This window comes from Alteromonas sp., from assembly GCF_984505615.1.
On sequence record NZ_CFHOXV010000005.1, the window covers coordinates 112,742 to 126,031 of the forward strand.

The 13,290-nt window shown below is 50.0% G+C and carries 5 protein-coding genes; 4 read left to right on the top strand and 1 reads right to left on the bottom strand.

Annotation, left to right across the window (positions count from 1 at the left end; translation table 11 throughout):
- Positions 1–98 precede the first annotated feature (98 nt).
- From AC4PME_RS05525 to AC4PME_RS05540, 4 genes are all read left to right on the top strand, one after another.
- Positions 99–3,065, top strand: coding sequence for a TonB-dependent receptor (locus AC4PME_RS05525; protein WP_491044808.1), 2,967 nt, complete (start codon positions 99–101; stop codon positions 3,063–3,065).
- Between the two features lie 98 nt (positions 3,066–3,163).
- Positions 3,164–9,304: a pectinesterase family protein gene (locus tag AC4PME_RS05530; RefSeq protein WP_491044807.1), complete on the top strand. Its 6,141-nt coding sequence runs from the start codon at positions 3,164–3,166 to the stop codon at positions 9,302–9,304.
- A gap of 168 nt (positions 9,305–9,472) precedes the next feature.
- Complete coding sequence (locus AC4PME_RS05535; protein ID WP_119503133.1) at positions 9,473–9,805, top strand: hypothetical protein; 333 nt, start codon at positions 9,473–9,475, stop codon at positions 9,803–9,805.
- 16 nt (positions 9,806–9,821) lie between these two features.
- Positions 9,822–10,685: a putative metalloprotease CJM1_0395 family protein gene (locus AC4PME_RS05540; RefSeq protein ID WP_491044806.1), complete on the top strand. Its 864-nt coding sequence runs from the start codon at positions 9,822–9,824 to the stop codon at positions 10,683–10,685.
- A 33-nt stretch (positions 10,686–10,718) separates the two neighbouring features.
- Here the strand turns inward: AC4PME_RS05540 and AC4PME_RS05545 are convergent, their stop codons facing one another.
- Positions 10,719–13,244, bottom strand: a complete 2,526-nt coding sequence (locus AC4PME_RS05545) for a response regulator (protein WP_491044805.1) — start codon at positions 13,242–13,244, stop codon at positions 10,719–10,721.
- Positions 13,245–13,290: the final 46 nt, after the last annotated feature.

Genomic DNA, 13,290 nt, shown 5'->3' on the forward strand with positions numbered 1-13,290 from the left:
CAATGTGATCTGCACTCCCTTTTTCGTAATAATGCTACCGGTGGCATTCGCAGTTTAATAAAGCCGCGACAATAAAAACGAATTAAGGAGTGCAGGACATGAGAGTGTTTAAATGGACAGCTCTGGCAGTGGCGATATCTTCAGCGCTGCCGGCTCTGGCACAAACCGCAGACACAGAACAGGCCGGAAATGGCCGGCAAACCACTCAGCAAAGTGACAATCAGGCCGCAGAAAATACGGCGCAGGACAGCGATATTGAAATTGTTGAGGTTAAAGGGGTTAAACAAGCCGATCTGAAAGCCCGTGATTTAGAACGGATGAAAAACGGCTTCAGTTCGGTGATCTCCACCGACGATTTAGGCAACTTTGTTGATCAGAACGTCGCGGAATCGTTACGACGCTTGCCGGGGGTTACCCTGCAACGTTCAGAAGGTGAAGGTAAGTTTGTTACCGTGCGGGGTTTGGGGCCGGGCTTTGTTTCTGTGAACATGAACGGATCGCAGATGTCGGGTGCCGGGGAAGAGCGTAAAGTGGGTCTTGATGCCCTGCCCGCCGACCTGCTCGGCACGATAGAAGTACTGAAAACTCTGACGCCGGACCAGAACCTGAACTCTATTGGTGGTACGGTTAACGTTAAAGCTATTTCTGCATTTGATCGCGGTAAGAACACACTGAAAATGCGGATTCAGGATGCCTACTCTGAAAACCGTGAAGAGCACTCTCCAAAATTCAGTTTTGACGGCACACAATTCTTTTTAGATGAAACCCTCGGTGTGGGTTTTGCCATTTCCCATGAAGATCGCAAAACCCTTATCGATGAAACCCGTCACCACAGCACTAATGAGATGAAGTTCTACACGGCGGATTTGGGTAAAACCGAAGAGGAAATTGCTGCCGGAGATGAAATACTCGCGCCGTCACAGCTGGAATATCGCCGTGAAGTGGCTGGCCGGACCCGTCAGGCCGCAGCGCTGAATATCGAGTATAAGCCAAATCCCGATGCTTATTACTTTGCAAAAGGCACTTACACCCAGTTCGAAGATGATGACCTTGCGCTACGGGAGTTTTATGACTTTCAGGATGCGGGGTCTGTGGGCAGTGGCGAAATCGTTTACGTCAACAGTGATACCAACGAGTTCATCCTCAGCGATATTGATGTCTTCCATCAGCAATTTATTCAGGAAAGTGAGAACAAAACCATCACGTTCAGTTTTGGTGGCGAAAACCGCATTGCGGAAAGGTTCGTGCTGGATTATGAATATGCCCAGTCCCGTTCTGAAGAAGACTCCCGCGGAGACCGCCGTGTGCAGTTCCGTGAGCGTGATCTAATTGTTTACGGTCAGGGTCTGCGGGATAACATCCGTGCCAGAGTGCTCTCACCCGGTGAGGCGGCAGATATAGCCGGTCTTACTTACGATCCTGAAGACAGTATTTTCGGTACGTCAGGCAGTGGCGATGGCTCAGATCTGTCCAATTATCAGTTTGATAACTTATTCTTAGAGGACGGCCTCAGGACTGACGAAATCAAAACCGTTAATCTTAATCTGCGCGCGGACGTGTTCAATGACTGGGTAAACTACGTAAAAGTAGGTGGCCAGGTGACGCAGCGGGATCACGTGCGGGACAAAGACCGCTGGAGCTTCGACCCCTCCGCCGCCGATTGCAGCGATGATGCCTGTATCACTGCAGTTAATTCCACTCTTGCTGACTACGACAGCAGTATTCCTGCAGGCAGTCAGTTTCAGCTTCCCTTTGAAAGCCGCTCAACGGTGGATGATATCGTGAATGCAACACGTCAGACCGTGGCTGTTGCAACCAACGATGAAGTCTCCATTGAAAGTACCAAAGGGGATTACAGCATCATTGAAGACACCAAAGCCATTTACGGCATGGTTGAATTTCCCATAGGCATGGATGCCACCCTCATCACCGGTGTGCGCTGGACCGAAACTGAGTTTTCTTCCACCGGCTATATGTCGCTGGAAAATGATGACTTTGAGTTTAACGGTGCCGGCGCCGGTGCACTCGATATTGCGATCCCTTTACCGGAAGCCTCTATCACCTACAGCGAGTTTTTCCCCAGTGCACACTTAAAGTGGGAAGCCTCTGAAGATATTCTGGTGCGTGCGGCGGTATGGACCAGCTTTACCCGTCCTTCGTTTAAGCAGGCCCGTGCCTATGCGATTTTCGACAGTGATATTGAGCTTTGTCCGCCCGGCAGTGACGACTGTGATGACAGTCAGGGCGGAGCCTCATTACAGCAGTTGAGCCAGTATGTTTTAGGTTCAGACAATGCGCTGGATGTGGGGAATCCGAACCTGCTGGCGATGACGTCGGTTAACTACGATGCGTCAATCGGTTGGTATCCTGATGAAGATCTCTTTATGGAAGCCGCCATTTTCTATAAAGATATCGAGAATTTCATTGTTGATGTGAACGGTATCGGCATGTCTATCGACAATCTGCCGCTCACGCTGCCGGTTAATCAGGTGACGGAGTTTGTGATCCCGCAGAACCTGTATCTCAACGAAATCAATATCACCATCAACGGCGATAAAGCCAAAGTGTACGGTATTGAGCTCAGCTACAACCAGTATTTCGACAACGGCTTCTTCCTGCAAAGTAATGCCACATTACTCGACAGTAAGGCGACCCTCGACAGTTCGATTCGTCAGGGCAGTGTGGCGTTACCCGATCAGGCCGACACCACGTTTAACCTGGTGTTCGGTTGGGAAAGTCAGACTTTCTCCGCCCGTCTTATCGGTAATATCCGCTCGGATGTCCTTGAGCAGATTGGTTCCTGTCCTGAGTCTGCGTCGTTGGATGATGCTAAGTCCTGCAAAATCTGGGGTGATCAATATCAGGCCGATGTGAAGAGCCTCGATTTCAAATTGCAATATGACGTCACCGACACTGTGCAGCTTTACTTTGACGCCATTAATCTCACTAACCAGGCTGATCTGCGCTACTTCCAGGGTAATGAGCAAAGCGGCGGCAATATTCTTTACCAGAAAGAAGAATACGGACGCAGCTATCAGCTGGGTATGAACGTGAAATTCTACTAATTGTCTGCGCCGGTGCTTGCACCGGCAGAGCCTATTTTAGCTGGTGCGGACAATCGTCAGGGAACGTGCGCCCGGCAGATAAACGGAGATTGAGTGATATGAAACTCACAAAAATAGCCACCGTAGTGAGTGGCGTGATGCTGCTATCCGCTTGCGGAGAAAAAAGTACAACTAACGTAACATTGCCACCCGATCCGGCGTTAACCGGTGTGTTTGTTGACAGTCCGGTTGCCGGTCTGGGGTACCGTTCTGAATCGGTAAGCGACGGCACAACTAATGCTGACGGAGAGTTTTCTTACTTCCGTGGTGAACAACTGACTTTCTTTATCGGTGAGCTGGTTTTTCCGGATGCGCCGGCCTCCAGCGTGATTTCGCCGCTGGACTTATTCGCTACCGACAACGCGTTTAATCAGTCGGTAGTGAACACACTGCGCTTATTACAATCACTGGATACCGATGGTGATCCGTCAAACGGAATTACCTTAAGCAGCAGTGCAGCCGCGGCAGCAGAAATGTTACTGGGAGATGGCGAAACCGCACAGGATTTCTTTGCCCAGTCTGATACAGACTTTGCGGCTGATGTGGAAGCATGGCTGGGTGCTGCGGGCGGTGCAAGCAGCACCTTAATCAGTAAGTACGAGGCGATTACCCATTTCGTGAATTACCTGGAGACAGAACGGGGTACGCTGTTTCCCAATACCTTCGATGTGGATTTATTCACCGGTTCGGTTTATGCGCCAGTGCGAAATGGTCGTACGGTGACGCAAACATCTTATAATTTTACCCCTGCGGATGAGACCAACTTAAACGGCACCTACACACAAACCCTTGAAGACGGGGAGGTCAGCGGCGAATATCATTTTGCTTTCGGACGTAAAGTGCTGGTACTCACATCCGGTGACAGCGAAACCTGGCTGATATCCCGAGCGTTCAACACCGTTAATCAGGTTTACAGTCTGTGTCAGGGGGAAATGACCACTGACGGACCGTCGATGGTGGAATTAGTGGAGCAATGCCTGGCTGAAGACGATCCTATGAGCGCTGTATTTGCATTCAGCGAATCTCAGGCGCAGGCAGAAAACGAAAGGTTGGTGGAAGCGGCCAATGCTGTTCAGGCGGCGCTGGAAGAGAACTTCGATACCGATACCGCCACCTTCTTCTCTTCATCCTACAAGCGTTTGTCTGATGATCCTGATTCCGGCCCGCTGTATGTGAAAACCGGCGGCAGCCCTGTTGTTGATCCTGCTACCGGACATCTTATTTTAGAAGGTGATCGTTTCAGTATAGGTAATGCGGCTGCAAATCCGTTAGCCAATACGTCAGGTTCTGACACCGTGGGCACGGGCATTTATAACCTCAGTGAAGGTTTCACTATCAGTTTTGACGTTATCGCCCATAACGGCGCAGGCACGTTCTCGTTGTATGTGGATAACAATACCACCGGACAGGACAATTCTGTTCACGGTGCTGCAAGTAAGTTTGTCAGCATTGGTCTGGACGGCGACGGTTTAGCGCCGGGAACCCGCTTCAGTTATACCTATGAACCGGGCGCAGATATCAGCGGCGGCGATCCTGCTGCAGAGGGTGCGAAGATCCTCAATGCGGCTGTGACCAACAGCTTCTTCCAGTTACGTACAGACTCAAGTGCGTCTATTACGCTGGATAACTTACGTATAGAAACCGTGGCCGATGCTGTGGAACCCGTTGAGCCTGAAGAGCCGGTGGAACCGGAAGAGCCGGAAGTACCCGTAACCATTCCGCGGGTAGATTTACCACTGAGCTATACCTTTTCCGGCACTAACGAGGATATTTTCTCCGTCAGTTTTGCGGCTGCCGAAAACGCTGCCGGTGAGTCTGTGCCTATGTTCGTCAATACCGGTGGTTCAGTCACCCTGGTTGAAAACGGCATTCAGCTGGATGGCGGCCGGTTTACACTGGGGAATACCGATCCTGATAACCTCAGTGCGGCAGACAATACTACTGCCAGCGGTGCGCTGGACTTGAGTCGTCCTTATAACGTGGTGTTTGATGTCGTCTACGTGGAAGACAGTGAAGGAGACAACAAATTCCAGATTTATGTCGACAACAACACGTCAGGCAGCGCCAACTCTTATCTTGGCGGTGATTCCCGGTTCTACAATGAGCTGGTGACAACATTAACAGCAGGCACAACACTGAGTGTGCCCGGACAAATCGCCGGCCAGAATTCATATCTTCAGTTCCGCACTGAAAGCGGCTCAATTGTCGTTATCGACAATATTCGCATTGAGTATGTTCAGGCAAATACGTTGCTGGAAGAGAAATTTGAAACGGATGTCACCAGCCTGTTTTCTGCTGAATACAAAAGTACCGGTGGCGACGGCAGTGTGCCGTTCTACAGCATTACCGGCGGTGGCAGCGGTCTGGCCATTACAGATGGCGAACTGTCCATCGACAGTGCGCGGTTTACGCTGGGTAATACCACGCCGGATACTGAAACCACCGATGCGGATACCGTCACAACGGGTGTTCTGGATTTAAGCCGTGAGTACACCATCAGCATGGATATCGTGTCTGTTGAGGATGCGGAAGGCAATAACAACTTCATTATCTATGCTGATAACAACACCAGCAGCAGCGGTAAGTCAGTGCATGGCGGCGCATCGAAGTTCTTCAGTGAACCGCTTACCAGTCTCATACCGGGAGAGCGGCTTACTGTAGAAGGCTTCATTGCTACATCATCCTCGTTCCTGCAGTTACGGACTGAAAGCGGGGGCAAAGTGGTTATTGATAACCTGGTATTGTCGTATACCGGCGATGCAGCGTCACCGCAGGTATTCAGTTGTGACAACGAGCCGGATTTGTACTTCTGTGATGATTTCGCTGACGGCTCGACGGAGAACTTTAATCTGCTTTCCAATATTGAGGGCAGTAACGGGCCTCAGGGTGTATTCGATATTCTGGATGATGACGGCAACAACGTACTGCGTTATACCGCCGGCGGAGAGGGTGGCGAAATCCTTCTGCTGACAGACGCGGCCATGGCCGGTGTGCCGGATTCCGGCGATTACTTTGTTGAAGCCCGTATACGGCCCCGTCAGAACAGTACCACCCGGAATAAGCAGATCTTCCTGCTGGGTCGCTACGACAGTGCCGGAAACTGGTATGGTGGTGGTCTGAATGTGCAGAATTCCTCTTCCAGCACGCAGGTGGAAGTAGCAACCAGTACCGGTGGCAGTATTTCCCGCCCGGTACAGAAGAAATCGCCGGTTTTGCTGGGTGAGAAAGACGGAACAGACGGCACCTGGTACCGGGTGCGCTTTGAAATGCAGGGTGAAAACCTGACGGTTTATCTTGATGGCGAAAACATGGGGACGGTGGCAGACAGCCAGTATTCCGCAAAAGGCCTGGTTGGCATGTTCACCAATAACCGTTCGTTTGAAATCGATGATATTAAGATTGGTGATCCCACCGTCAAACCGGTACAACTGACGCTGGATTATAAGGAGCCGGGCTGGGAAACGACCACCAGCAGTGATCCGCTCTATGTGTATGTGACTGCGGTGCAAAATGACGGTGTTACTGACGACACCTTTACAGCCACAAGCAGTGACACAGCAGTTGTTGATGTTGAAATCGACGGGCCGACAGTGGTGCTGACACCTGTGGCAGCCGGTTCTGCCACGGTAACGTTTACTTCAGGTTCAGACAGTACACTGGTTAAAACCATCACTGTAGACGTTGCTGAAGGTTTTGTGATGCCGGCAGGCGCGTATGGCAGCCTCACCGGTGACACCGTGCCTTACGCCGGTAAGCAAAACGCCCACATCGATACGTCTCTGGCGCTGACATTTGATGATGTGCCCGTGTTAGGTGACGTGGGCGAAATCCGTATTTACGATGCCAGCGACGATACTGTGGTTGATGTGATTAACGTAGGTGTGGACGAGGACTTTATCGGTTACGCCGGTCAGGAACGTCAGCGCAAAGTGTATTACCGCCCAGTTCGGGTAGACGGCAATACGTTACTGATCAAACCCCATAATCATGTGCTGGAATACGGCAAAGACTACTATGTGGCGATTGGTGAAAACGTTGTAACCAGCGGAACCCTTAATGGCGAAGTGTTTACCGGGTTGGGTAAAACGTACGGCTGGACATTTACCACCCGCGAAGCTGCACCGGAAGGTAATGCGCTGGTGGTAGATGACGATGGTGAAGCTGACTTCAGAACCGTGCAGGGCGCACTGAACTACGTGATGCAGAGTGTACCTTCAGATGAAGCTGCCACCATCACTATCATGGCCGGTGAGTACGAGGAAATGATGCTGCTGCGGGACCACGATAACGTCACCTTACAAGGGGAAGATCGTGACAATACCGTGGTGTATTACAATAACTTTGAAAGCTTCAACAGTGGCAGCGGTAAGAGTGAAGCGCCGGGCACCGGCACACCATCAGGTGGTCGCAGCGTTTTCCTGATTGAGGGCGTGGATAATCTGGTGCTGAATAATTTTACGCTGAAAAACAGCCATATCCGCAGCAATGAATACTCTAATCAGGCTGAAACCCTGTACTTCAACAGTGACAACGGCCGTCTGACTGCTACCAACATGAACTTCATCAGTGAGCAGGATACCCTGCTGCTGAAAGGGTACAGCTGGTTCTATCAGTCGCTTGTTGCCGGCAACGTGGACTTCATCTGGGGTTATGTGAACACTGCTCTGTTTGAAGAAAGCGAAATCCGCACCATCGGTGATTCCAAAAACGGCGATCCGACTCAGGATACTTCCGGCGGCTATGTACTGCAGGCCCGTGTACCGGACATCAATAATAAAGGGTTCATTTTCTTAAACAGTGAATTTACCCATGGTCCGGGACCCATCGGTAACGACGTGCTGGATAACTCCACTTACATCGCCCGAAGCGGTGGTAGCAGCGAATATTTTGATAACATCACGCTGATCAATAACCGCTTTGACACACACATAGCGGATATCGGCTGGGCCGGTGAAGGTATCAACAGCCAGCCTGCGTCTAACCCGAATCCGGCAACGGCATCAGCCGGCTGGCGGGAATACGGCAGCATGGACATGCAGGGCAATCCGCTGGATCTCTCCTCCCGTCAGTTTGGCTACGTGCTGACTGCCGGTGACGTGACAGGTCTGACGGATCGCGACAGTATCTTCGCTCACTACAATAACAATGAAGGCTGGACACCGTCGCCGTTAAACGCACCGGTTATCGCAGCGGAACCTGAGGCGTTAGCCAACGGCTTTGCAGCTTATAACTACACGCTCACCGGCGGTGCCGGAGGTTCGGTTGTTACTGTAGATAACGGCGCTGACCTACAGGCCGCACTGGATACCGCAGCATCAACCAATACGCCGGTGACAGTGTATGTAGATGGTGTCATCACCGACGCTAACACGGGTGGAACAGGTAGCCCCATTGAAATTCGTGATATGAACGATGTATCCATTATTGGTGTGGCCGACCGTGGCGAGTTTGACGGTATCGGTATTCTCATCAAACGGGCTAACAACGTGATTATTCAAAACCTGAAAATTCATCACGTATTAACCGAAGGCAAAGACGCCATTGGCATCGAGGGTGATAATGACGGTTCGACGACCAGTAATATCTGGATTGACCACAACGAGTTGTACAGCACGTTATCGGTGGATAAAGACTTCTATGATGGTCTGGTAGACAGTAAACGTGGCGCGAAAAACATCACCATTTCGTACAACTATCTGCATGATCACTGGAAAGCATCCCTGCATGGTCATACCGAAAGTGATACGGACAGTGATAACACCGACCGCTTTATCACTTTCCATCATAACCGTTTTGAAAATATTGAGTCCCGTTTACCGCTGTTCCGTTATGGCTACGGACACCTGTACAACAACTACTACAACGGTATTTCCTCAACGGCCATTAACTCCCGTATCGGTGCAGAACTGCAAATCGAGAACAATGTATTTGAGCAAACGCAAAACCCCATTGTGTCGTTTTATTCTGACGTGATTGGATACTGGAATACCGCCGGAAACGTATTCGGAACCGGTGTCATCTGGACAGAACCTGATGCCGGTGATGTATCAGCCGGACCGGACGCTGAACCGACTTCCAGTTACACCGTACCGTACGATTACACGCTGGACGATGCGGATTCTGTAAAAGTGAAAGTCATTAATCATTCCGGTGTGGGTAAAATTACCCAGGACGCTGAGGCTATTCCGGCAATAGATTAATTTACTATCAACATGTTAGTGGCAAACGCGCCTCCGGCGGTTTACAGGAGGCGCGTTTTTTTATCTCCGGTACTTCTCATTTTACTCATTTTGGTCAATAATTAACCGTGAGAGAGTATGAGGTGCAGATTGGTGTGGTAGCCAATATGCAAAATAGAGGTATCAGTCATGTCGAGTATTATTGGTAATAATATCAATTCGGCGATCGTGTCTGGCATGAGCGGCATTCAGAATGCCTATCAGGGCATGACACAGGCATCCGTGAATATTGCCCAGCGCGCAGCGCAAACCAGTGTTGAATTAAATGGCACCAGTCAGGTGCTGACTAATGCATCGCTGAACAATTTGTCGAATATCCGCAACACACTGCCCACCGGTGGTGACAGCCTGACGTCTGATTTAATGTCATTGCAGTACAATCGCAACAATGCCCTTGCTTCTGCAAAAGTGGTCGATACGGCGTTTGATACCGTCGGCACCATTATCGATACGCTGACCTGATCACAGCTTCAATATTATGAATATTGTCACGCCTGTTCCGACTTCGTTAGTGTTCACCACAGCAAATGTGAACACCGAGTCTGCACGTCGTGACAACTTACTGAAAGACACCATTCCTCCTTCTAAAGATGCAGATCAGAGTGCGTCTGAGCAAGGATTAGGTTCTGAATCAGACCGTGCAAGACTGCCCGGTCAGAAACCTGCTCCTGTTACCTATGAGCGCCCGCAAATTCAGGTTGATGCCCGTGCTGATGCACTACAGCAGAATGAAAATGCAGACAACCCTGAAGCTGCCACCGATAACGCTAATCAGGAAAGCGCAGGTAAAGAATCGGCGGAAGAGAAGCAGCAACAGCAGGCTCAGCAGCAGGAAGTTGAAGAGCTAAAATCCCGTGACCAGGAAGTGCGTCAGCACGAGCAGGCTCATGCAGCCCGTGGTGGTCAGTATGCAGGTTCTCCCCAATATCAGTATGAAACAGGCCCGGACGGTCAGCGATACGTAACTGACGGGGAAGTCAGCATTGATGTGTCCGATGCTGAAACGCCTGAGCAGACCGTTCAGAAAATGGAGCAGGTGCGCGCTGCCGCTCTAGCGCCGGCTGAGCCATCTTCGCAAGATCTAAAAGTGGCCGCAGAGGCGTCCCGCAAAGCAAATGAAGCCCGTCAGGAATTGTCATCCGGTGGTAGCCCGGGCTCAACAGAGTCTGAAAGCGGGGATAATACAGAAGCATTTTCTGTTGATGCTGTTGCTGACCGTTCGCTGGAAATTGGCGGCGATGCTTACCAGTCTCCGGCTATACAGTCACGTATTGGCGTAATTCAGCAATTCTATCAGGCCACTGTGACCCCGAAAGCAGGTGGTTTCTCCGCCAGCGCCTGATGCGTTTTACCGGTATTTATTTTTAACCGGCATTCAGTCGTTGCTCAGATACTTCATTATGGTGTCCAGTAAGGTGTCTTTCTGCACCGGCTTACTGATGTGGTCATTCATACCCGCCGCACGGCATGCTTCAATGTCCTGACTCATGGCGTTTGCCGTCAGGGCAATAACCGGTGTGCTAATACCCATTTCCTGTCTGATATGACGGGTTGCCTCATAGCCATCCATTTCCGGCATCTGAATATCCATCAGTACAATATCAAAGGTGTTGTCTACCATCTGTTGCACAGCCTCACGGCCGTTAGCAGCGCGGGTGATTTGAAGGCTGGTGGTTGAAAGCATAGCCAGAATCACTTCCACGTTAATATCGTTGTCTTCTACCAGCAGTAACCGCTGCCCCGAAAAAGTATTGTCTGACGTTTTTGTCACCGGTTTAACGGGCTTTATCTGTGTTGCGTAAGGCATGGTGACGGTGAAAAAGAAGTCAGAGCCTTTGCCTGTTTCACTTTCCAGTTCAAGCTTAGAGTCCATCAGCGACAACAGCTGATTACAGATATGCAGTCCCAGACCTGAGCCGCCGTATTTGCGGGCAGTTGAGCTTTCAGCCTGAATAAAGGGTTCAAACAGGGTTTCTTTTTGTGCTTCACTGATACCGATGCCGGTATCTTTCACACCGGCTTCAAATGTGCAGCTTTCCTCATCAATACGCAGTAGTTTCAGCCTGATTTCAATTTTGCCTTCAGATGAAAATTTAATGGCGTTACTGATCAAATTCGCCAGGATCTGCTTGAATCTCAATTCGTCGAATATCAGTACCGGAGGCAACTCAGGATCGATAGAGAAAACCAGCTTTAGCCCTTTATTCTGAGCCTGACCGTGGAAGATATCCGCCAGTTTTTTCAGGCTGTGACGAATGTTGTACTGTTCGGCATCAAGCTCAAGTTTGCCGGCTTCAATTTTAGAGAAGTCGAGCAGGTCATTAATCAATTGCAGCAGCATTTCTGAAGAGTTTACGATCTGATTCGTCAGGCGTTTATGTTTCGGATTATCCAGTTTTTCGGTCAGCACCTGACCGAAACCGATAATAGCGTTTAACGGAGTACGGATTTCGTGACTGATATTCGACAGGAAATCGGTTTTCAGCTTGTCCTGAAGTTCAGCTTTGGCTTTTGCGTCTGCGTATAACTGGTTAGTGTGGCGTGATTTGCGAAGCAGATAGAGAATGATGAGCAGTGTGACAATACCCAGAACGATAACCACAACTAACCACTGATTGTAACGTTGCTGGGTTGCTCTGGCCGATTCTATGGCCGTGAGAAGTGCCGATATAGACTCGTTTTCTTTCTCCAGTTCACTGGCTTTCTCTCTTTCCTGCTCTATCTGATGTACCAGATTCGCACTTTCAATTAATTCCAGGTCTTCGTACTTCTTTGCATCCAGATAGTCTTCATGAAACTGTTCGTACTGAGCAAATGCGGTTTTGTAATCTCCTCTGGCCGCCGTTATATGAGCAGCAATCTGCTCAAGCTCCGCACGCCAGGTCGTCTGCTCAGCAGTTCTGTCTTCGTCGTACATTTTACGGGAAATATCCAGAGCCTCTTCAGCCTCTTCATATTGCTTCATATCCAGAAACGCTTTTGCCCGCCATTTATAAATTTCGGTATCGTAAAATGCGGATGTCAGCGGATGAGAGGTAACGGCTTCCGAAAGAGGTAGTGCGAGATCGTATTGTCCTGAATTGAAATAGGTCGTTGCCATACCATACAGAGCAAGGTATTCAGAGTAATTGATATCGATGTTCTTATCGTTAGCCTCCGCTTTTTTGAAGTAGCTGATGGCGGCATCGTAGTTGCCCCGGTTACGGTGCAGTATCCCTATGTCATACAAGTTGTCACTGACCAGCAGCCAGTCATGCTGACTGAGCGCCCCGTTGAGAGACTTCTCATAATACTCCAGCGCTATATCCAGTGAATTAATGGAATGATAGTAATCAGCAACCATGTAATTGTGCAGGGGGAGTAATTGTTCCAGCTGATTACTGAATATAAGCTCGCTGAGCGTATTAATGAGCCTGGCGTTAGAGGCAAATACCTGGTTTTCGCTGTAGGTCACAATCAGGTAGGCGATGGCGAGTGCGCGGACGTCAGGTGCAAGGGAAGCTTGTTTCAGGAGTCCTTCGAACAGGTAATAGCTCTTACTGTATTCAGCATTGATGCCATACATTCTGGCCAGGCCCACGCGGATAACCGGGCCGGATTCGTTGTCCTGTGAGACAGATTCCAGCACCGCGAGCACGTTATCAGACGCAGAATGATGAATCTTTAGCATATAAACGACGTAAAGTGCCCCGATGCGGGCTTTTTCTGTCTGAGTATAGTCGTCGCTCAGTAACCGGGATTCCAGTGTGTCGAGCACTTCACCGACCGGCATAGGGGTTTCCTGCCGGAGTCTTTGCTCATAGCTTTCCAGTTCTGAAGTCAGGTTGGTGGCAGATACAGTCAGGCTGATAAACCAGAGCGCAACAGCCAGCGGGCGCCAGATAAATTTAATGGTGATCACAGTGACATATAGCCTGTCCTGAATGTTTTATTAAATTTACTCAGAG